Source organism: Myxococcales bacterium (assembly GCA_012517325.1).
Lineage (GTDB): Bacteria > Lernaellota > Lernaellaia > Lernaellales > Lernaellaceae > JAAYVF01.
On record JAAYVF010000048.1, the window covers coordinates 86,682 to 108,233 of the forward strand.

Annotated in this window: 14 protein-coding genes, 1 tRNA gene and 1 CRISPR repeat array; of the genes, 4 read left to right on the top strand and 11 right to left on the bottom strand. The window is 59.3% G+C overall.

The genetic code is table 11. The annotated features are described in order from the left end of the window. Positions 1-136: 136 nt before the first annotated feature. Both ligA and GX444_09240 read left to right on the top strand, forming a co-directional pair. Positions 137-2,176 carry an NAD-dependent DNA ligase LigA gene (gene ligA / locus GX444_09235; GenBank protein ID NLH48775.1) on the top strand — a complete coding sequence of 680 codons (2,040 nt, stop codon included), beginning with the start codon at positions 137-139 and terminating at the stop codon, positions 2,174-2,176. After that, positions 2,173-2,442 carry an acylphosphatase gene (locus GX444_09240; GenBank protein ID NLH48776.1) on the top strand — a complete coding sequence of 90 codons (270 nt, stop codon included), beginning with the start codon at positions 2,173-2,175 and terminating at the stop codon, positions 2,440-2,442. Before ligA ends, GX444_09240 begins: the two co-directional genes overlap by 4 nt. Before the next feature lie 71 nt (positions 2,443-2,513). Here GX444_09240 and ald read toward each other — a convergent pair whose 3' ends face one another. From ald to GX444_09255, 3 genes are all read right to left on the bottom strand, one after another. Further along, a complete protein-coding gene (gene ald, locus GX444_09245; protein NLH48777.1) occupies positions 2,514-3,617 on the bottom strand; it encodes an alanine dehydrogenase in 1,104 nt (367 codons plus the stop codon). Positions 3,618-3,733: 116 nt separating this feature from the next. Further along, complete coding sequence (gene speA, locus GX444_09250) at positions 3,734-5,671, bottom strand: biosynthetic arginine decarboxylase (GenBank protein NLH48778.1); 1,938 nt, start codon at positions 5,669-5,671, stop codon at positions 3,734-3,736. Between the two features lie 80 nt (positions 5,672-5,751). After that, the gene (locus GX444_09255; GenBank protein ID NLH48779.1) at positions 5,752-6,867 is read right to left on the bottom strand and encodes a PEGA domain-containing protein; all 1,116 of its coding nucleotides are present in this window, start codon (positions 6,865-6,867) and stop codon (positions 5,752-5,754) included. Positions 6,868-7,054: 187 nt separating this feature from the next. Between GX444_09255 and GX444_09260 the strand changes: the two genes are divergently transcribed. Further along, positions 7,055-7,127, top strand: a tRNA-Lys gene (locus GX444_09260). Between the two features lie 34 nt (positions 7,128-7,161). On the opposite strand, the gene GX444_09265 is transcribed toward GX444_09260, so the two are convergent. After that, positions 7,162-8,151 carry a hypothetical protein gene (locus tag GX444_09265; protein ID NLH48780.1) on the bottom strand — a complete coding sequence of 330 codons (990 nt, stop codon included), beginning with the start codon at positions 8,149-8,151 and terminating at the stop codon, positions 7,162-7,164. Between the two features lie 158 nt (positions 8,152-8,309). Here GX444_09265 and GX444_09270 point away from each other — a divergent pair, with 158 nt between their 5' ends. Beyond that, the gene (locus GX444_09270; protein NLH48781.1) at positions 8,310-10,418 is read left to right on the top strand and encodes a PKD domain-containing protein; all 2,109 of its coding nucleotides are present in this window, start codon (positions 8,310-8,312) and stop codon (positions 10,416-10,418) included. Positions 10,419-10,539: 121 nt separating this feature from the next. After that, positions 10,540-12,154: direct repeats of the CRISPR family, unit length 36 nt; unit sequence GTTGCGGTTTGATCTCTGATTCGGAACGGTTACACT. Positions 12,155-12,204: 50 nt separating this feature from the next. On the opposite strand, the gene cas2 is transcribed toward GX444_09270, so the two are convergent. The 7 genes from cas2 to GX444_09305 all read right to left on the bottom strand — a co-directional run bounded on the left by cas2 (position 12,205) and on the right by GX444_09305 (position 21,174). Beyond that, positions 12,205-12,510 carry a CRISPR-associated endonuclease Cas2 gene (gene cas2, locus GX444_09275; protein ID NLH48782.1) on the bottom strand — a complete coding sequence of 102 codons (306 nt, stop codon included), beginning with the start codon at positions 12,508-12,510 and terminating at the stop codon, positions 12,205-12,207. A 20-nt stretch (positions 12,511-12,530) separates the two neighbouring features. After that, entirely contained in the window at positions 12,531-13,412 is an 882-nt protein-coding gene (cas1, locus tag GX444_09280) for a type II CRISPR-associated endonuclease Cas1 (protein ID NLH48783.1), read from the bottom strand. Then, the gene (gene cas9, locus GX444_09285) at positions 13,405-16,611 is read right to left on the bottom strand and encodes a type II CRISPR RNA-guided endonuclease Cas9 (protein NLH48784.1); all 3,207 of its coding nucleotides are present in this window, start codon (positions 16,609-16,611) and stop codon (positions 13,405-13,407) included. Before cas9 ends, cas1 begins: the two co-directional genes overlap by 8 nt. 315 nt (positions 16,612-16,926) lie before the next feature. Beyond that, positions 16,927-17,514: a hypothetical protein gene (locus GX444_09290; GenBank protein NLH48785.1), complete on the bottom strand. Its 588-nt coding sequence runs from the start codon at positions 17,512-17,514 to the stop codon at positions 16,927-16,929. A gap of 111 nt (positions 17,515-17,625) precedes the next feature. After that, the gene (locus GX444_09295) at positions 17,626-18,339 is read right to left on the bottom strand and encodes a tetratricopeptide repeat protein (GenBank protein ID NLH48786.1); all 714 of its coding nucleotides are present in this window, start codon (positions 18,337-18,339) and stop codon (positions 17,626-17,628) included. Positions 18,340-18,343: 4 nt separating this feature from the next. Next, the gene (locus GX444_09300; protein NLH48787.1) at positions 18,344-19,453 is read right to left on the bottom strand and encodes a glycosyltransferase family 39 protein; all 1,110 of its coding nucleotides are present in this window, start codon (positions 19,451-19,453) and stop codon (positions 18,344-18,346) included. Positions 19,454-19,566: 113 nt separating this feature from the next. Continuing rightward, the gene (locus GX444_09305; protein ID NLH48788.1) at positions 19,567-21,174 is read right to left on the bottom strand and encodes a zinc carboxypeptidase; all 1,608 of its coding nucleotides are present in this window, start codon (positions 21,172-21,174) and stop codon (positions 19,567-19,569) included. Between the last annotated feature and the right edge of the window lie 378 nt (positions 21,175-21,552).

Here is a 21,552-nt window from a genome sequence, read left to right on the forward strand (position 1 = left end):
GGGAAGCCGAAGCGCGGGAAAAAGGCCCGCCGATAAGAAAGACTTGTCTTTTTTCGCCGGTTGGACGCAAGATGAGGGCTAGTATTTTTCATCTCGACACCGAACAAAAACGTGATCGTCTGAAGAGGTCCGGTCGATGGATTTGGCAGCCGCGGAAGTCCGTGTGGCGGAACTGCGCGCGACGATTCGCCATCACAACCGCCTGTATTACGAACAAAATCGTCCCGAAATCACTGACGACCAGTACGACGCCCTGCTGCGAGAACTAGCCGAACTGGAAACGGCTTATCCCGAACTGGTGACCGCCGACAGCCCGACGCAAACCGTCGGCTACAAGCCCGCCGAGAAATTCGCCAAAGTCGAACATCTGGCGCCGATGCTCAGCCTCGGCAACGCGATGAACGAGGCGGAAATGCGCGAATGGGAAGGCCGCTTGTATCGCGCCGGCGCCCTGCCCGAGCAGTCGCCCATCGAATACGTCTGCGAACACAAGCTCGACGGCCTGAGCATCGAACTCGTCTACCGGCACGGCAAACTGATCCGCGCCGGCACCCGCGGCGACGGCTTGATCGGCGAGGACGTGACCGCCAACGTCCGCACCATTCGCGAAATCCCCAAGTCGATTCCCGCCGCGAGCATCCATGCCGATCTGCTCAGCGTGCGCGGCGAGATTTTCATGAAAAAAACCGACTTCGCCCGCCTGAACGAACGGCAGGAGGAAGACGGCCTGAAGACCTTCGCCAATCCGCGCAACGCCGCCGCCGGCAGCCTGCGCCAACTGGATCCGGCCGTCACCGCGGCGCGGCCGCTGTCGGCCTTTTTCTACGCGGTGGACGACCCGGAGAAGCTGGCTGTTTCGACGCACGAGGCGGTGCTGGAAAGCCTCGCCGCGCTCGGGCTGCCGGTCAACGCGGACCGCCGCCGCTGCCGGGGCATCGAGGAGGCGATCGCGTTTTATCGCGAGATGATCGCGCGCCGCCACCAGTTGGCCTACGACATCGACGGCGTCGTCGTGAAGGTCGACGATCTGCGATTGCAAGAATCGCTCGGCGCGGTCAGCCGCAGCCCGCGGTGGGCCGTCGCCGCCAAGTTCCCCGCCGAACAGGCGGAGACGACCGTGCTGGATATCGAAATCCAGGTTGGCCGCACCGGCGCGCTGACCCCGGTGGCGAAACTCCAACCGGTCCGCGTCGGCGGTGTCACGGTATCCAACGCCAGCCTGCACAATCAGGATGAGATCGACCGGTTGGACGTGCGCCTCGGCGACGTGGTCCTGATTCAACGGGCCGGCGACGTGATCCCCGAAGTGGTCCAAGTGCTGAAGGAACGCCGCGACCCGATCGGCCACGGGCCGTTTACGATCCGCGCCAAGGTGCGCGACTGTTGTCCGGTGTGCGGCGGCGCGATCGGCCGGAATCCCGACGAAGTGGCCTGGCGCTGCTTCAATGTCTCCTGCCCCGCCAAATTGGTCGAAGGCATCAAGCATTTCGTTTCCAAGGGCGCGCTGAACATCGACGGCATCGGCGACAAGCTGGTCCGCCAACTCGTGGAAAAGGGCCTCGTCAAGGAACCGGCCGACCTCTTCCGGCTGACGCGGGACGATTGGGCGGGTTTGGAGCGGATGGGCGAAAAAAGCGCGCAAAACATCGTCGATGCCATCGAGCGCGGCAAAACCGTCAAGCTGGACCGGTTTCTTTACTCGCTCGGCATCCGTCACGTCGGCGAAGTGACCGCGCGCGCCCTGGCCGACGCCTTCGGATCGCTGCCGGCCGTTCGCGCGGCCGCCTTGGACGCGTTGGCCGCCGTCGAGGACATCGGCCCGATCGTCGCTGCATCGATACAGGCTTATTTCCAAGACCCGGAAAAATCGCGGTGGATCGACAACCTCCTGGCGGCGGGGGTCGCGCCGGCGTGGGAACAACGGCGGGTCGACGCCGCTTCCCCCTTCGCCGGTAAAACGGTGGTCCTGACCGGCGCCCTCGCCGGCTACAGCCGTGAAGCCGCCAAAGCGCTGATTTTGGAGCGGGGCGGCAAAGTGGCCGGGTCGGTCAGTAAAAAGACCGACTGGGTGGTTGCAGGCGCCGACGCGGGGAGTAAACTAACAAAAGCCCAAGAACTGGGTATTCCGGTCATCGATGAGGAAAAATTCACCAGGATGCTGGAGGATGCTTCATGATCGCGAAGCACGTTGAAGTGTTCGGTCGCGTTCAAGGGGTATGGTTTCGCGCCAAGACGAAGGAACAGGCGCAGCAGTTCAAGGTCAACGGCTGGGTTCGCAACACCGACGGCGGTGGCGTCGAGGCGCACCTGGAGGGCGAGGAAGACAGTGTGGAACGCCTGCTGACCTGGATGCACATGGGGCCGCCCCTGGCGCGCGTCGAACATGTCGACGAGGCCGACGTGCCGCCGGAGGGCTACACTTCCTTCGACATTCTGGTCTGATCGCCGTTTTTGCGCACATAAAAAAGCGCCGACCCGCGGGCCGGCGCTTTTCGTTTGATAAACGGATCGCTTTACGCCTCGTACGGCGTGTACTTCATTTTCAGCGCCGTCGCCACGGCCTCGTAAGCCACGGTGCCCTGATAGATGTTGATGCCCTTGCGCAACGCCTCGTTCTCGGCCACGGCGCATTCGAAGCCTTTGTCGGCCAGTTCGAGGGCGAAGTTCAAGGTGGCGTTGGTCAACGCGTAGGTGCTGGTGCGCGGCACGATGCCCGGCATGTTGGTCACGCAGTAGTGCACGATGCCGTGCTTGATGAAGGTCGGCTCGGTGTGCGAGGTCGCGTGAGCCGTTTCCACGCAACCGCCCTGGTCGATGCTGATATCGACGATGGCGCTGCCCGGCCGCATTTTCTTGATCATGTCGACGGTGATCAATTTCGGGGCCTTCGCGCCGGGGATCAGCACCGCGCCGATCACCAGGTCGGCTTCGGCCACCGCCTGCGCGAGATTGCCGCGGTTGCTCATCAGGGTGACGACCCGGCCGCGATAAATGTCGTGCAGGTAGTGCAGCCGCTCGGGACGCGTGTCCAGAATGGTGACCTGCGCGTTCATGCCGACCGCGATTTCGCACGCCGCCGCGCCGGAAACGCCCGCGCCGACGATGGTGACCTTCGCCGGAGCCACACCGGAAACGCCGGCCAACAGCACGCCGCTGCCGCCGTTGCGGGCCTCGAGGCACCACGAGCCGACCTGCGGGGCCAGCTTGCCGGCGACTTCGCTCATCGGGCTGAGCAGCGGCAGATGGTGTTCGGCCGTCTCGATGGTTTCGTAGGCGATGCCGATGCAATTGGCCGCCACCATGGCCTCGGTGAGTTCCCGCTCGGCCGCCAGGTGCAAGTACGTGAAGATCAATTTGTTCTTCATGAACTTGTACTCGACCGGTTGGGGTTCCTTCACCTTCATGATCATTTCGGCCTTGCCCCAGACTTCCGCGGCTTTGGGCAAGATCGTGGCGCCGGCCGCCTTGTACTCTTCGTCGGTGATGCCGCTACCGACGCCGGCGTTCTTCTCGATGTAGATTTGGTGACCGTGCGCGTTCAAGGCCGACACGCCGGCCGGGGTGATCGCCACCCGCTTTTCTTCCGTTTTAATTTCCTTGGGTACGCCGATAATCATGAGAGTCGCTCCACCTGTTTGGGATTAGTCTGAAGAATCGAAATCGTCTCCTGAATGCCAGATGATAAACGTTCCAAGGTTTGGACTATATCGTGATCCCATCCGGCCGTCAACGGTCATTTTTTCGGCTTTTTTCCGGTCCGTTTGCCGTTTTCCACCAACGGAATCAGGTAGGTCGTGCCCGACAAGCCGCGGGTGAACGACGCTTTCATCCGTTTGGCCTCGGCGGGCGTCAGCTTTTCTTCCTTCAGCTTGCGCTCGAGTTCGATCGAATAATTGCGCTCCAATTCGTCGGGGTCGTAGCGCACGAAGCTGATCGATTCGCGGATGGTGTCGCCGCGGACGATTTTCTGGACGTGCGCCCGCCCGTCGTCGCCGACCACCACGATGACCTCGTTGACCTTGCCGAACAGGTTGTGGAAATCGCCGATGATGTCCTGGTACGCACCGACGAGGAAAAAGCCGATCCAGTAAAGGCCCTTGCCGGTTTTGTGCAATTCCAGGAAGCGGCGTTCGTCGTGCACGTCGATGAAATGATCGATCACGCCGTCCGAGTCGCAGGTGATGTCGCAGAGAATCGCGCCGGTGTCGGGCGTTTCGTCCAGGCGGTGGATCGGCATGATCGGAAACAACTGCTCGATGGCCCAGGCGTCGGGCATCGATTGGAAGACCGAAAAATTGCAGATGAAGCGATAGGCCAGATCGCGCTGCAGGTCGTCGAATTCCTCGCGGAGCGGCCCCCGCTCGCGCTTGGCGAACCGCACAGCCTTGAGGCAGATGTCCAGAAACCAGGCCTCGCCGCGCGCCCGGTCTTCCAGCTCGATGAACCCCAGGTTGAACAGCGAGGTCAGTTCGTCGCGATGTTCGAGCGCGTCGTGATAATACTCGCGGTAGTTCTTCTGCGAGATGTTGTCCCAGATGTCGTACAGCTCGTGAATGACCTGCGGGTCGTCGTCGGTCACGGCCAGCTTTTCGGGATCGATGATGGTCTCGGGCGCCCGGTGCACGTTGACCACGGCGACCGCATGGTGGGCCGTCACCGAACGGCCGGATTCGGATACCAGGACCGGCGGCTCGATGTTTTCAGTGGAACAGACGTCCATGACGGTATAGACCACGTCGTTGGCGTATTCCTGGATCGAGTAGTTCATCGAGGCGTCGCTGCTGGTCTTCGAGCCGTCGTAATCGACACCGAGCCCACCGCCGACGTTCAGGTATTTCAAGGAAGGCACCTTCTTCTTCAGCTTGGCGTAGACCCGCGACGCTTCCTTGATCATGTTCTTGATGCGTTTGATCTCGGTGATCTGGCTGCCGGCATGGAAATGCAGCATCTCGAGCGAATCGATCTTGTCCGCCTCGTCGAGGATGCGGATGATCTCCAGCACCTCCGCCGTGGACAGCCCGAACTTGCTTTGCACGCCGCCCGATTCCTCCCAGCGGCCGCTGCCCCGCGCGTCCAGGCGGACGCGCATGCCCAGCGAGACCGTCACGTCCTCGCGCTCCGCGATGGCCAGCGCGCGATGCGCCTCGGGAACCGATTCGATGATGACGATCACGTTGCGGCCCATCCGCTTGGCGTCCATCGCCACGGTCAGGTAGTCGTCGTCTTTGAACCCGTTGCAGACGAACAGGGCTGACTCGCTGAACGGCAGGGCCAGGCCGACGTAAACCTCGGGCTTGGAGCCGACCTCGATGCCGTAATTGAACCGCCGGCCGACCTTCAGAATGGTTTCCATCACTTCGCGTCGATGGTTCACCTTCATCGGAAAAACGCCCTGATAATGGCTCGGGTATTGGAATTCCTGAATGGCGTTGGCGAAGGCCGTGTGCAGCATTTCGATGCGGTGTTCGAGGATCTGCGGAAAGCGGAACAGGTACGGCGGGGTCAGGCCCTTGTTCTGTACCTGGTCCACCAGATCGTACAAGTCCAGCCGCTGATGGCCGTCCGCGTTCACATCGACCTGGACGTGGCCCTTGTTGTTGATCGAAAAGTAGCCATTGCCCCAACTATCCGGAAAATACGTGCGCTCGGCCTCGCGAAATTTTACCGGCATGGCCACCCCTCCTTTCCCGAACCTCGATGCATGAAACACGGTGCGGCGAATCGGCCGAACCCGGCCGATTTTCGGACAGACTAATAATCCGCTTTCGGAAGCGAGTCAAACGTTTTTTCGATCCGCGACTCACTACCCTGCTCGACCTCGATCAGCAGTTGCCGGCGTTCGCCGCGGTCGTCGACCAGAACCAGCACGTGGCGGCCGACCGGCACCTCGGCATCGAACGGCGTTTCGCCGACTTTTTTCCCCTGCCGGTAGATCGTGCAGTGCCGGCCGACGTCGATCCGCACCTTGCCGGTGAAGCGGAAGTTCTTCTTCCAGACCTCGCCCTTGGCCAGCACGATTTCCTCGTGGTGATGGATACCCAGCGTTTCGTTGATCAATTCGAGTTGGTGTTGGCCGGCGGGGATTTCCTCCTTGGTCACCGGCGTGGACCCCAGGACTTTGCCGTCCAATTTGACGTAGACGCGCGGCAGGCTGGTCACGCGCAATCCCGCCTCGCCCTGCACCAGGGTAAAGGTCAGGATTTCGGTCTGGTCTTTCGCCAGCGTTACCACCTTCTGCACGGGCTGGTAGCCGGGTTTGACGACCCGCACTTCCAGGGGAGCATTGGCGCGCGGCTTTTTGACGGAAAGCGGCGTGGCATCGGCGAGTTGCTGATTGTCGATGAAAACGGCGGCGCCGGCGGGCGCCGATTCGATCCGCAATTCCTTGGCGAGATCCGGCAGATCGTTGTCGAGCACGAAATAGGTGCCGCCCGGTTGACGGCGGGTGAACTGCCGGTCGAAGATCCGCAACGTCTGCGCCCGGCCGCCGACGATCCGCAAATCGGCGGCGAAGGTTTTGGCGACGCCCTCGCCCGCCAGCCAGACCCCGACGGCCCCGTCGTCGCGGCGGCCGATCGCGTACTCGCCCCGCCGGACCTCGTACTGATCCGACAGCCGGTCGCGATCGCGATCCAGATGAATCACCCAGGTCCAGGTATGGTCGTGGCGGAATTCCAGAAAACCATACTCGTAGCCCGCGTCGGTTTGTTGCCAGAAGGTGTAGGCGCCGAACAGCTTGTCGGGGGTCAGCGTCATATCCGGCCCCTGGTAATCGGGCAGCTCGGCCTCTTCCTCGCGGGTCTGCGCCAGCAGCGGCAGGCAAAGCACCGCCAACAGCCAGCAGGCGACAACGATGGCTTTTTTCATCCGGTCTCATCCTTTCCGCGGTCGGGGAAATGTCCGAATCGGCTCTACATTAATCGAAAACGCCCGGCGGGAAAACAACCATCACCCGACCGGCGGCCGGCAAAATCTCCCGCGGCCGCGCCGGGAACCGGCCGGGCCATTTTCCGCTTGACAGAAAGTCGCGTCTCTGTATGATGCGCGGCGGAACGGATCTGTAGCTCAATCGGTAGAGCAGCGGACTCTTAATCCGTTGGTTCGGGGTTCGAGTCCCCGCAGATCTACAAAACCCGGAAAGCACCCCGCTTCCCGGGTTTTTTATTGTTGTACCGGATAGCCGAATTGCCGGCGGAAGTGTTCGACGGCCTGCTTCTGGATATAGAAAATGAAGAAGACCGACGAATAGTGCCCGGTCGGGATGACGATCCGCCGGGGCTGATGCGCGGCGTTCCACCACAGGCTCGACAATTCCCACGGCACGACCTGATCGAAGCGCGGCGAAACGAAAAGGATCTTTTTCGGGTCCAGGCGCGGCGCCAACACCGCCGGATCCAGGTCGGCGGTGGCTTTGTAGGCCTCGCGATAAAATGCCTGGTCGTCCCAGCCGGTCCGCTTTTTATAGGCGTTGCGCACCAGGACGACTTCCTCTTCCTGGCTGATCACGATCAGTTTCGCCAGATTGCCCCCGTTGAGCATCAGAACCGCCGCCGCCGGCCGGTCGTCGACCGCCAGCAACATGCTGGAGAAAAAACCGCCCATCGAAATCCCGCTGACGCCGATGCGTTTCGCGTCGATCTCGGGCAGCGTTTCCCACCAGTCGAGGCCCCGTTGCATGTCGACCACCGTGCCGATTAGCACCGTCCGGGTTTTCGGCAGGCCGGTATCGGGCTCGAACAACTCGGCCTTGCGTTCGAAGCGCAACACGTGGAAGCCCTCGCGGGCGTAAAACTCGGCGAACCAGATCGATTCGGAATAATCGCCGCCCAGGATGGGAACCTGGATGATGCCGGCGCGCCGGTGCGGATCCTTGACGCGATAATACCAGGCGACCACTTCCTTGGCGTCGAGCTGATCCTGGAAATAGGACGGAAAGGTGACGCGAAAAATCTCGTAACCCGGCCGATCCTCCATGAACTGCATTTGCACGTCGAACGGCTTCTTTTCGTAGGCGAAATTTTTCAATGCCTGCTCGAGCGTCGGCGGCTGGCCCTCCGGTTTCAACTCGACCCGCGGCATGCCGCAGCCGGACGAGAGTGCCCAAAACGAGCCGAAAAGTAGCAAGACGATCGCAATGCGGATGGCTTTCATCGAAACGGGCCTCGCTTGCCGTTGGCGTTAGGGTTCACGGTTGTTTTAATGATTTTTCCGCCGAGATACAATCGCCGCAAACCGGTTGAATTTTTATCGGAATTTTGCCATGGTGAAGCGGTTCGCGCTTTCAACCCAACCCATGGAGGATAACCAACATGAATTTCACCGGTCGGCTGCCCTTTTTCGTGTTGTTTTTAACCTTCCTGACGGGCGTCCTCGTTTTTTCCACTCCGGCGCGCGCCGCCTGGATATACGAAACCGTCGCCAGCACCGGCGATCAGGGGCAGTATTCCTCGTTGGCCCTGGACAGCGCCAACACGCCGCACGTCGCCTTCTATGACGCCTCGAACGGCAAGCTCCGCTACGGCTACCGCGATTTCGCCGGCTGGCACGTCAGCGATGTCGATAGCGGCAATCGCGGCGACTACGCCCAAATCGCGATCAACCCGGTCAACGACTATCCGGCGATCGCCTACTACGACCAGGAGGGCGGCCGCCTGCGCTATGCCTATTGGGACGGCGACGACTGGAACATCGAGGTGATCGACGAGAACGAGGACGACGGCTACATCGGCGACTACTGCGACCTGACGTTCAACGCCGACGGAACGCCGTACATTTCCTATCACTTCGACGAATCGTGGTTCGAAAACATGGGAACGCGCGTCGCCTGGCGCACCGCTCCCAATACCTGGTCCATCCACGACCTCGACGTGATCCTCAGCACCGCCGGCGTCACCAACTTCGGCCGCCATACGGCGATCGCCATGTCCACCGCGAACCGGCCGCAGATCGCCTACCGCGACGACATCCTCGGTTACCAGAAATTCGGCTGGCTGGACGGCGGCGGCTGGCACTTCGAAATCGCCCTCGATTGGGAACAGGCCGGCGAACAGCCCTCGCTCGCCCTGGACAGCGGCGACAACGTCTTCATCAGCTCTTACAACACCGAGACGATCGGCGACGAATGCGCCTGCATCATTTCGAAGGTCGCCGGCGACTGGGCGCTGGAAAACGTCGAATGCGGCGCGGGCAATTTCGGCCAATACACCAGCGTGGCTGTCGACGGCAACGACGCGCTGCACCTGGCGTATTACGGCGCCGACCGCCTCAATTACGCGGTGGAAACCCCTGACGGCTGGGATATCTCGGTCATCGACGAAACCGGCGTCACGGGCCTGTTCGTCGGCCTGGCGCTCGACGGCGACGCCCATCCGTACTTCGTCTATTACGACAGCACCGCCAAGGACGTGAAATTCGTCTTCGTGCTCGATCCGCCGGCCGTCGCGGCCATCGATCCGGACAACGCGCCCAACACCGGCCCGCTGACCGGCGCCGCCGTCACCGGCGACCGCTTCGAAGCCGCCAGCGAGGTGGCCTTGGTGCGGCCCGACAGCAAGGTGACGATCGCGGGCGAAAACGTAACCGTCCTCTCCGGGCAATCCCTGACCTGCGACTTCGAACTGGCCGGCGTGCTGCCGGGCGTTTACGCCCTGCAGGTTTCCAACCAGGCCGGCACGACCACCCTGGAAAACGCCTTCACCGTCACCACGCTGTCGCCGGAACTGACCTCGATCGCCCCCGCCAGCGGCGGCAACGACGAAACCGCGTTCGCGGTCGAACTGTCCGGCAACTATTTCACCCTCGACATGACCGTCAGCCTGAAGCGCGACGGCGAGTGGGACATCGTGGCGAGCGGCGTCGAACTGACCGACACGACCGCCGCGACGGCCGTCTTCAACCTGAAAAACGAGCGGCCCGGCGACTGGGACGTGGTCGTCGAAACGCCCTACGGCGCCGCGACCATCGAAGACGGCTTCGAGATCTTCTGCGGCGAGCCGGTCGCCGACTTCACCGCCGTACCGAAAGCGGGATACATCCCCCTCACCGTGCAGTTCGCCGACGCCTCGGCCGATTTCGGCGGCTGCGAAATCACCGCCTACGAATGGGACTTCGGCGACGGCGGCACCTCGACGGAAAAGAATCCGCAGCACACCTACGAAACGGCGGGGATTTACTCGGTGACCCTGACCGTCACCGCGCCCGGCGGCACCGATGCGGCCCTGAAAACCGACTACATCAAGGCCGATGCCCTGCCCGGCGACGACGATGACGACACCGCGCCCGTCGACGACGATTCGGCGGACGACGACGATGACGACAACGATAACGACGACAACGACGACGTGGTGCTGCCCGACGACGACTCGCCGCTTCCCAACGCGGGCGACGACGACGAGGACAGCGGCTCCTGCGGCTGCTGAACCGAAAGGCCCATTTCAAAATGCGCGCGGCGGGGATTCCTCCCCGCCGCGTTTGCAAAATACCTTCCCCCCCAGGTTTTTCCGTTTCACTGTTTCAAAACTCATAGAAAATTTCAGCCGGGTTGCGGTTTGATCTCTGATTCGGAACGGTTACACTGCGTTATCAGACGGTAAGGGCACATGATTGTTGCGGTTTGATCTCTGATTCGGAACGGTTACACTATGCGTACATCGCTTCTCTTGAGTCGCCATGTTGCGGTTTGATCTCTGATTCGGAACGGTTACACTGGAATATCAGCGGGCGTACATGGCGACGCCGTTGCGGTTTGATCTCTGATTCGGAACGGTTACACTGGACGAATTCGCCGGCCACAAAGCGCCGCGGTTGCGGTTTGATCTCTGATTCGGAACGGTTACACTAATTTACAGCGGAACAGGTAGTTCAAGCTGGTTGCGGTTTGATCTCTGATTCGGAACGGTTACACTCAATCGCATATCGCGAGAGCGCCGGCCGGGGTTGCGGTTTGATCTCTGATTCGGAACGGTTACACTACCAGATCGAGAAGCAAATCAGATCGACCGGTTGCGGTTTGATCTCTGATTCGGAACGGTTACACTCGGCGGCGTCGCGTTCGGAATATTCCAGTGTTGCGGTTTGATCTCTGATTCGGAACGGTTACACTCCGTCCGGTTCGCACCGCTCGACCCCTCTCGTTGCGGTTTGATCTCTGATTCGGAACGGTTACACTCCATTGCCTGGGCGGCCATCGCCGCCAGGAGTTGCGGTTTGATCTCTGATTCGGAACGGTTACACTCTGTTTCACCCGGCCGGTTTTGATGAGCCTGTTGCGGTTTGATCTCTGATTCGGAACGGTTACACTTGGACCTCTCTCCTTATTTGTTGATTTGCAGTTGCGGTTTGATCTCTGATTCGGAACGGTTACACTTCTACAGGACGACGACTATTGCAACATCGAGTTGCGGTTTGATCTCTGATTCGGAACGGTTACACTGCGAATAAAATAGAAACAGGAGGGGAATGGTTGCGGTTTGATCTCTGATTCGGAACGGTTACACTGCCGGCGCCAGGTGTCGATCGCATTGTAACGTTGCGGTTTGATCTCTGATTCGGAACGGTTACACTAAGACGCCGCGCCGCCGACGACCAACGATTGTTGCGGTTTGATCTCTGATTCGGAACGGTTACACTAAATACAGTTCGTCGGTCACTTCCCCGGCCGTTGCGGTTTGATCTCTGATTCGGAACGGTTACACTCTCGAAACCGTGTCGTTCACGGTCAATCCGTTGCGGTTTGATCTCTGATTCGGAACGGTTACACTTAATATATTCCGGGAGATTCAATAACTGTTGTTGCGGTTTGATCTCTGATTCGGAACGGTTACACTTGATGGTGCCGACGACAATTAACTGGATGTGTTGCGGTTTGATCTCTGATTCGGAACGGTTACACTACACACCGCCGAGTAGCAACATGCGAAACGGTTGCGGTTTGATCTCTGATTCGGAACGGTTACACTAAATTACCTCGCAATCCGTGGGGGCGTTGGTTGCGGTTTGATCTCTGATTCGGAACGGTTACACTCAGCACCGCGCGGCTTCGCTAAGTCGACTCGTTGCGGTTTGATCTCTGATTCGGAACGGTTACACTGCCGGCCTATGTCGGGAATCGTCAACGGCAGTTGCGGTTTGATCTCTGATTCGGAACGGTTACACTAGACGACACTAAAACAGGGGTGATTTTGGCGGGTTAAAGGCAATATAGGTTTAAAAAAACGATAGTTGTTCGGCTGCTTTTTCATTTTTCTCCCGTTTTTTCCCGTAGTAGATCCGCATCCGCGTGAATTGTTTATCGGTCAGGGTGAGCACCCTCACCTGTCCGGCCGGCGGCAGATTTTTCTGCACGCGGTTTTCGTGCACCACGGCGTTTTCCTCGCTCGGGCAGGCGCGGCCGTACACCGAATATTGCAACATGGTGAAGCCGTCCTTCTTCAAGCGCGAACGAAAACGCGTGTACTCCCGCCGCGCCTTTTTGCTGTCGGTCGGCAAATCGAACAACACCATCACCCACATGGTACGGTATCCGCTGACGATCATGACGCCGGAAGATCCAACTTGCGCCGCTCGCCCGCCAGACAGGCGGCGAGCGAGGCGGCGGTTTTCTGCATCGCCACTTGCACCGGCCCCTGGCCGCTTTCCAGGCGGATCGGCTCACCCAAAATCCGCAACAGACTCGCCTTGCTTTCCTTATCGAGTTCCATGACCCCTTGAAGCCACAATTGATGCACCCGCGCGTCGACCAACGGCCGGTAGGGTTCGAGCAGGTCGTCGGCGAGGCAAAACGCGTTTTGCCGATTGCGGTGGTGCAGGCCGATCGCCGGGTGCAGCCCGGCCCCGACGACGGCACGCGCCATAGCCGCGCGCAGGGTCATGTAGCCGAAGTTCAGCAGGTTGTTGGGCGGCGCGCCCTCGCGGTCGCGGCGGAAATCGGCGCCGAAGAGTTCCGGCCAGTAAAACCGGGCGCCCTGGGCCTCGGTATTTTCCTCGTCGCCCGATTTGACCGTTTGGGAAAGTCGCGCCAGCCGCAACCGCGCCGCGCTTTCCCACGGCAACAACCCAGCCTGGGCGCGCAGCTTGGCTTGCACGATCTGCCGCCAGAGTTGCTTGGCCTGCGGCTTGCCGGCGGCGATCTGCGTCCGGAGCCGTTCGGTCAACAGTTCGTTGCCCTCCAGCGGCAGCAAGAGCCCGGCCGGCAAATGATCCTCGCCGCAAACCAATACCGCCCCGCCGTCGGCCAGCACTTGCGCCAGGGCGCGCTGAGTGCAGGTCATCCGCAACGAATCCAGGATCAACAGGCCGATGTCCTCGCTGGGCACCGCGCCCGTTTCCTCCGCCTCGGCGCAAAAGACGATCTGCTTGTCCCGCGTTTTCACGTGGGTGCAGCGCCAACCGGCCTCGACAGTGCGTTTAATCATTGAACGGCAGTAATCGGCCCAATGGATCAACCATGACTTTTACCGCATTTCTTTTTCGAAGTGCTTCGCTTTTTACTTGAAAATGAATCGGAGGTTTGTGACTTTCACTTGGAGTGCCTGCAAAAACGTGGTGCCGAAAATCTATCCGTCCGTCCTGGCAAATTTTTTGCACACGTAAAAGCAACTGCTCATTCTCATGTTCAACAACTATCATCTCATTGATTTGCAATGACATGACCAGTTTCCCATCGTTTTCCTGAATCGGGCTGCCAATTGGTTCATTATTTAATTTTCTTCGAGCCGCCTCCATCGTTGTTGTTACACGAAATGTCCAGACGGCCTTGCCGTTTTTCGTTTGTTTTTCAAAAAACGACATTTCATGATTATTCCCAGGTTTTACGACTCGATACGGTTTTGTCACCGGCTCATGAAGCAGGTCTTTTCTGGAATCCTTAATATTTTTTTTCAATGGATACACCATATCTTCCGATGAAATACTTTGATGTATTCTTACTTTTCTTATTGGAATGGACTCCGGAAGCGCCGGATTCTTCAGCCGCTTTTTTTCCGATATTGGCAGTTGAGGACAAGTTTCCCAAATTTTTTTCGGAAACAAACCCTTTTGGTTTGGGTCACCCCCATTCCTTCTAATATGATCGAGTATTATTTTTTTTATATTATCATTTGGTATTTCCTCTACCATTGCCCCAGTCAGTTCATTAACTTTAACACGATAGGCAATTTCTTTCGAATCACTAGTCGGTCCATAATTTGTTAATTTATGAAATAGGCCCGAGATACTTGTGTTAGCAACATGTGAGACTAATAAACCTGTAGTTTTTATTTCCCGCTCACCAATTTGCCAAACGCGTTCGCGGCGGCAGATGACCTCGACGACATTCTCCCTGAAGCCTTCCCAAGGCGGCAACAACGGCACCTGGTGCGGATCGTCATCGCGCCGGACGGCATCGGACAGGGCCTTGATCGCCTTGCGGCTGGTGCAACCGATGACCACGGCGTCCACCGCGTGGTGCCGATGGTCCTCGCGATTTTTTTCGCCGTCGTCGTAACCCAGCACGAGATTGAGGCCCCAACGGCGGCGCAGGATCGCCGTGACCCTTCCCGGCGTGGTCAAGACGGCACGCTGGCCGACGCGTAATTCCTTGGGATAAAGCAGATTCAGGTAATCGGCCAATTCGCGGCTGGCGTATTGCGTATCGACCAAACGGCGATCGATGGCCTCATCGGCGTCCAGCTCGGCCTGGCTGAACCGTTTTTTCTTGCCGTGCGAAAAACTCATTTCGGAAATGCGGACGATCATTTCCTGGAACGCTTCGCCATCCGGCCCATTCTTCCATTCGAAGGGCGTGCGATTACCCTTTTCGCGGTTGGCCTCGGTGAAAGCGAGCACCTTGTTCTCGTAGCCGTTATCCAGGCTGCGCGAAAACGGCAGGATGTGATCGACTTCGACGACATTGGCAATTGACAGCAAATCGGCGGCGCCGATCGCCTTGCCGGTATAGGGGCATTGCCAATGTTGATCCTGCCACAGGCGGAAGCGCAACTTATCCTCGTTTTTCGGATTGGCGCGGCCGTGATCCTTGTACCAATCCTCGGCAATCTTGTTTCGCGCCTCGTTGTCGCGATTGAGGGTGACGGCATGGTCGCGGTCGTCGCGGTTCATTTTCAATTGCCGGGCGAGTTCCACCACGATGCGCTCGGGTTTGCCGTATTCGCGGATCAAGGCATTGACCACCCGGCGGGTTTCGGTAAGGCACCGCCTGACGAGTGGATTGGTGATGCCGGTGGGCGGCTTGGGCAGTAAATCGTGGACTTGATCATTCTCGGTCGTTTGCAGCTTGCCGTCCTTTTTCGCCTCGTCAATGGCGTCGGTCTCGATCAACCCGGCTTCCAGGTAGGGCAATAATATTTCCATCGCCTTCGCGGAGAAACGCAGATAGCCGTCCGGGGCGGAAAAGCCTTGCAGATCGGCGATTTTTTCGGGTTCAAGCGGAAAAGCGCGGAGGCAATCGGCCAGCTTTCCCGGGTCTTCCTCCTCGACAATGATCCGTCGCAGAAGTTCGCGATCTTCCTCTCGCAAGGCTTGCCAATGATCCTCGCTAAAAGCTTTGATCAGCGCGGCGTCCACTAGATTACCCTTCATAGCGAGCCGCTTCGCGGCTTCGAGATTGAAGGTCCAGCCATCCGGTACGCCAAGCATTTTTCTCATCTTGGTGAACTTCATTTCCTTTTGGCGGCTCAACTGGTGAAGAATTTTTTCGCGCTCTTCGACGGTCAAGGCGCGCGATTCGCCGCGATTGTTATTGAGGCGCAGATTGTTGACCTCTTTGAGGAGACGGAACTGCTGTGCGATCCACGAACCCACGGCACACCGTTTTTCACCGGGAATCAACGAACAGTCGGCTAATTGCGGCGCGCGCAAAGCGTTGGCGCGCGGCGGTAGGGCCTGCCGTCTTTCCTCGGTTACTTCGAACGGCCGTTGAAAAAAGATGGCTTGACGAAGGTCTTCCTGTCGCTCGGGCGTCAACAGATCGGCGTGAAATTTCGCTTGCCTCTCCCAGATCGAAGCGAATTCTTCCTCGTACATGCTCCGGCAGGTATGTTGTTTGCGAATGCGCGGGACTTGCGCCGTCGCCAATAAAAAGGGTTCCCTGGCACGCAAACTGAAATACTCGCCGACTGTCCGGCTTTTCGCCGTGGCCATGTCGGCGGTCAACGCGCCGATTGCCTTGGCGATATCTCCGCTGTCTTTTTTTTCCTTTTCGCTTTTCCGATTGGATTTGAAACCACGCCGCTGCGCCAAATGGTAAAAGGCCCGTCCCAATTCGAACGGCGCCAGTTTTTCATCCAAGGCCCGGGCGCGACAAAGATAAGGATCGAGATTAAAGACCTGGCGAAGTTCCGCTTCGTCCTTGGGTAACAGATTCATCCTCTGCAGGAGATGCAATACCTTCGTTTTTCGCCGAGCCCGGCGTTCTTTTACCCGACGGCTACCGCGACTGGTCCGCCGTTCCGCGTTTTTTGTTTTCAAATCAATTTTCTTGGCTTCGATTTCCGCGCCGGCCGGAAAAACTCGGACCCCAGCATCCACCAATTCCCTTGGGGCATCCTTTTCAATCCGGATGACCGCCCAACCCAAAGAGCTTTCACCTAAATCAATCCCAAGAATATACTTCATTTCCCTAACTCCTGAAAAATAGTGGAAAGAATAAATAGGATAGAGGAATTGATTCGAATAAAAAAGGCCTATTTTAATGGAAAATTAAAAAGAAGTTTTTCACCTATTAGTGAAATGGTGATTTATAAAAAAATCATATTAATTCTGAAATAAAATGATTGACAAGCAAAATGAATAATGTGTATAGATGACTTGTAACCATTCCGTTTCAGGGATCTTATCGCAACAAGGCCCGCAAGGGCCGACCGTAGGCTCCGCCCCGCCTTCCGGCGGGGCGACCGATTTAATGGCACATTGAATAGTATGAAGTCGCCGCTATTCGGTTGGCGGCGCGGCCTCGCCTTGCTTGACTTCTCCGCCCTCGGCCGCGGGCGCCGGGCCGGGTTGCGGTTCGGCGGCGGGCTCGGGCAGCGGTTCGGGAATCGGCAGGCCGTCGACGGCGGCGGCGATTTTAAATACGGCCCAGACTTGCAGGATCATCGTCAGGAGAATGATGAGGCCGCCGACCGGCAGGCGCGGGAGCCACGACAGCGCCCAGGTGACGGCCAGCGCCCAGAAAAGCCAGGCCGACAGCGGGCGGCGGTCCAGCTTTTTGCGTTCGATGAAGGAATTGTAGTCGGCGGCAAAACCGACCATGACCACGAACATCCAGTAGAGGTTGAAAATCGGGATGAACGAATAACCGACCGCGCGGCCCGGCGTGGTGCGGGCGAAGCCGTCCTGAATCGCCAACCAGGCTTTGTGAAAGAGCGCCAGTCCGAACAACATGGCGATGAAAAGTAACAACTGCGACAGGCCCGTCTTTCCCCGGCCGGCGGCCGACCCGGTGATGCGGGAGATCGCCGCCAACAACAGAAAAACGCCCGTTCCGCCGCCATAAAACCATTTCGAGACCTTGATCATCCCACGACTCCGTGATTTTCGGTGTTTGCGGAGAATCCTCGGGCGAATCATATCGCGACGTAAATGAACTGCAAGCGTTTTGTTGCGCTTCCGCTGGAACCGGCCCTCGATTTATTCTGCCGGCGGACAATCCAGTCGCCGGCAGACTGCGTCGAGCGCCGCGCGGATCGCCGAGTCATTCGCCGTGGTGTCGGCCCGCGCTTCCCGCAGCAACTCCAGGGCCGCGTCGCGCCGCCCGAGTTCCGCCCAGCATTCGATCAATTGAATCCGCCACGACAGCCGATCGGCCGCCGCGGGATCCCCGGTCAATTCCTCCAGCAAGCGCGCGGCTTCATCGACCCGGCCGCTTTGCCGTAAAACGGCGACCAGCAGACCTTGCGCCGTGCGGCGGCGTTGCGGGTCCGGCGTCCGCCCGATCAGCGAATCCAGCCGCGCCCGCGCCTCGTCCCATTCCTTTAGCGCGATCAGCAAATCCGCGTATTCCAGCTCGACGTTCTCCCGAAAATCCGGATTCGTCCCCGGCTGGGCCAATGCCGCTTCCAACCAGTGACGGGCTGCCGGCCGGTCGCCCAGTTCCTTGGCCTGGCGCGCGGCGGCGGCGGCGGCATCGAAGCGATCGACCGCGCGCAACCGATCGTCGGCGGCGAGCGTGGCGTAAGCCGCCAACCGAGCGCGCGGGTCGGCGATCCCGGCGGCGAGGATCATCCGCTCGTTGAACGGCCGGACGCGCGCGAACGGATACAGCACGAAGGAGAGAATCAGCGCGGCGAGGATCAGCGCCGCCCGCGCCGCCCAGTTCGAGAAGATGGTTTGCGGCCGCGTCATGGGGTTATTTCCCACCGATGGTTTGCAGCACATACAGTTCCTGACCGGCCGCGACGAAATAAAAACCGGCGCAGATCAGGAACGCGGCCACGATCACGGCGCCGCGCCGAAGCGGCTTTTCCGCGGGCAACGCCCGCGCGACCGCCGCGCCGAAAAACGGCAGCAACAGCGGCAACAGCAGCGAATAATAGCGCGACCAATGGCAGTCCAGCCGGCCGGCGAGGTAATAGCCGTAAACCATCGCCAGATAGAGCCACAACAAACCCGCCAGGGCGCGCCGCGATTTTTCCTTCACCGCCGACCAGGTTCCGGCCAATCCTCCCAGCAACGGCACGATCCCGAGCGCACCGGCCAAATACGCCGGAAAAACCGCCCAATGCGGCGGCGGCACCGGTTCGGGATGGACGGTGTAATAGAAACCGCCGCGAAGGAAGTCGGCGAGTGAAAAATAGGTGGACGCGAAAACGGCCCCCGCCAGTGCCGCGAATCCGGCGAATACTGACAGCGCCGGTTTCCAGCGGCGCGATCCTAGAAACGCCGCGCCGAGACACGCCACGACGAACAACCCTTCAAAGCGCGTCAGCGTCGCCGCGCCGAGGGCCACGCCGGCCGCGAACGCCCGGCCGATTTTCCTGTCGTCCCCGTCGTTTCGCCAATACGGGATCAGTAGCCAAAAGCCCAGCCAGAGCAGCGCGAAAAACGGCATGAAGCCGGTCGTCGCGGCGGCCAGTTTGGCGAAGAACGGGTGAAGCGGCAGCGCGATCGTCGCGCCGCCGGCGATCGCCGGCCCGAAGAGCGCGCGATTGACGGCAAAAAACAACCAGAGAAACAGCGCCGCGCAACCGAGATCGACGATGCGGAGTTGCGGTCCGGGGACGCCGGCGGTCAGCGCCAACCGCAGCAGAAGAAAGTGCACCGGGCCCTGTGTAAAAGGCGGCTGGCCGTCACCCCGCGCCCACCGGATCGCCGCCTCCACACGGCCGGTCGCGTCGGCGTCCCACCCGGACGGAAGCTGTCCGCCGTACCAGGCGAGCCATCCCAGGCCGGCGGCGAGCCCCAGCAAAAGCAACGCCGTCTCCCAGCCGAATGCGCGTTTGGCCGCCGTATCGTCCAAGGTTTCGCCCGCCGTTTTGGGTTTTTAGGTATTGTAGCGGGCGCCATTAAATAAAGAAACGGAGCCGGGTAAGCCCTATGCAGTCCAACCCGACTCCGCCAAATCAAGCGTTTTTAGCAGCCGCAACCGCCTTCGTCGTCGTTGTCGTCGTCATCCGCGGTTCCGCTGTCGGCGGAATCGTTGTCGTCGTTGTCATCGTCGTCGGCGGGCGAGGCGTCGTCGTCATCCGCGCCGGGCACTTCCACCGACACCGGGCCGAAATCGACGTCGTTCTGGCCGGTGCCCTCGTAGTGCAAGAGATAGTAGTAGGTCTGGCCGGCTTCCAATCCCTCGTCGGTATATTCATAGGCCGCCTGGTTCGGCTGGATGAAACCGTCGTTGACGGCCTGGTAATCGCCGTCTTCGGTTTCGGCGCGCAACACCTTCCAGCCTTGCGGCCGGGTTTCGCGCACGGACGCCCATTTCAGAACCGCGGCATCCGGGGCTTTGTATTCGGCGGTGAATTTCCAGACATTGGTGGCCAGGACGTAGGAAGGCTCGCTGGAGAAACCGATCAGGACATCGATCGCATTGAACGCCGCCTGGCAGGACGGTTCGATGAACGAGGGTTTCGGATAAAAGCCCGTCACATCCAACTGGCTCGGGCCGAGTTCGAACGTGAAGCTGATGATTCCCTTGACGCCGTAAGCCCAATCCATCGTATCGCCGGTGGTCAGGTACAGGCCGGAGGATTGGGTCGGCGTGAACTTCGTTTCGGCGGCCATGTATTCGGCCAGGGTTTTGTGGGTGTAATAGTCGATTTGATCGGCGATGTGTTCGTACGTGTAGCCGAACGGATATAAAACGAGTTTGGCGTGCGAGTGCAACGAGAGGATCGTGGTGATATTGGCATGCGCGTTGACCAGATCCCGCAACGCGGCCGTCTCCGGTTCCGAGAACGCCGCGGTGCCGTGATAGGTGTCGGCGCAAGCCATCCCGGAGGAACCGACGCCGCCCCATTTGTAACCGTAATTGCGGTTCAGATCGACGCCCAGGCAGGCCGATCCGGCGTTGACCTGGCGATTTTTCCGCCACATGTGAAACGATCCGCCTTGAATGTCGAAAAGGCTGCCGTCGGGATTGAGGGTCGTGATCACGTAAATCTCGTGATTGTCCACGTATGCGGTCATCTTCTCATCGGTCCCGTAACCTTCGACGAGCTGGGTCGCCGTGTACAAGGCCACTTCCGGAGTGAGTATTTCCCGCGCATGGTGCTCGGCGACAATCACCACCGCCGGCAGCGACGGGTCATCCTGCAGCGGGTTGGCGCTGATCTTCAGACACCAGAGATTCCGGCCTTCCACGGTTTGTCCGAAAGTGAACAGGTCCGTGATTTCGGGATGCTGCGTATTCAAATCCTGCAAGGCGGTCAGTTGTTCGTTGTAGTTGTGATAGGGCGCGTAATTGGCGGGGAAATCCTTGGTATCCACCACCGGACTTTCATACAAAAAGCCAAGTTCCTTGATTTTGGGAAGCAGATCGTTCGGCACCCAGGCGGTGAGGTATCCTTCTTCGAGATTCACGTAATCGATCGAGAAACCAAGATTGGCCAATACCGTGCGATCTTCGACGCTCGGCGCTTCGATGCGGAGGTAGGTCCGTTCGCCGAAAAAATCGGCCTGAGCGGCGGCGGCAAACAACAGCAATGACAGAGCGATCAGCGATAGTAAAGTTCGTTTCACGAGGACGCCTCCCTTGTTCGTTTTAAATACGGATCGGCTGCCTGCGCGACTGGCAGCCGACCCCTTGGGCTGAAAAGTGTACACATTTGGATAAAGAAAGCAACCAGACCAACTTTTCCAAAAGCCGTAACTGATCAGAGGGAGGCGCGTTGATTCCGGCCGATGAAAGCGCTTAGCCGAGGTATATCCTCGATTTTGACCTTCACACCAAGCCAACAAGCAATCAATAAACGAATGGTCGAACCCGCCAAAGATTTTTATTTTGGATACAAAAAATCGCTTGCTTATCCGGCCCGGGCGGTGCTATGGATATTTACTGTCAACGTAAGGATGGGAAAAGGGCGCGGAGCGGCGGAACCGATCGGACGGCGGCTCGCG